Source organism: Pedobacter sp. 01N416 (assembly GCF_056399685.1).
The window spans coordinates 1-867 of record NZ_JBFTRT010000962.1; the positions used below are offsets into that span (position 1 = coordinate 1).

1 protein-coding gene is annotated in these 867 nt (G+C 41.4%); it reads right to left on the bottom strand.

All coding sequences use genetic code 11. The features are described 5' to 3' along the window. Positions 1 to 867, bottom strand: an 867-nt coding sequence (locus AC1DND_RS28695; protein ID WP_477586348.1) for a sodium:solute symporter family transporter, incomplete at both ends; no start/stop codon positions are given.

Here is an 867-nt window from a genome sequence, read left to right on the forward strand (position 1 = left end):
CGAAAATAAACACGGGTAAAATTTTGATGAAACCGCAAAACAAGGAACCTACGCGGGCATGGTTTTCATCTTTTGCGCCTAAAACACGTTGTACTATGGTTTGATCAGCACACCAGTACCAAATACCCAAAACCGGATACCCTAAAAATACGGCTATCCAGCTCATTCCACTCTTATCGCCAATCGGACGTATCATACTGAGCTTATCCATGGCATTTTCTTTTTGCAGTATAGCAGTCATATGATTCCAGCCACCAACTTTATTCCACGCAAAAACTGTAATGATAATGGCGCCGGTAATCAACACCAAACTTTGAATGGTTTCGGTAACTACCACGGCCCTTAAACCGCCAATAATGGTGTATAGTCCGGTTAGCGAGGCAATTACCACTATACTTATATACATATCTATGCCGAATAAGGTTTCGAGTACAATACCACCCGCTAAAAAAGAAAAGGCAATGTGAATAATGATGGCCGATAGGATAGAGATGAATGCCAGCCAGTCTCTACAGGCCCGGTTATACCTTCGCTCTAAAAAATCGGGTAAAGTAGAAATCCCCGAACGGATATAGAAAGGAATAAATAATAAGGCCAAAAGAATAAGGGTAAATGCCGCCATCCATTCAAAATTGCCATTTAAAAGGCCGCTGTCAAATCCGCTCTGTGCCAAACTTACCAAATGGAGACACGAAATGTTTGTTGCAAACAGCGCCAGGCCAATCATAGGCCATTTAAGCGATTTGCCCGCCAAAAAGTATTCTCCACTGGTGGTTTCTTCGTTTTTCTTTTTTCTCGTTCCTGTCCATAAGCCTATGGTTACAATAAAAAGTATATAAGCAATGGTAATTACGATATCGGTTGTAC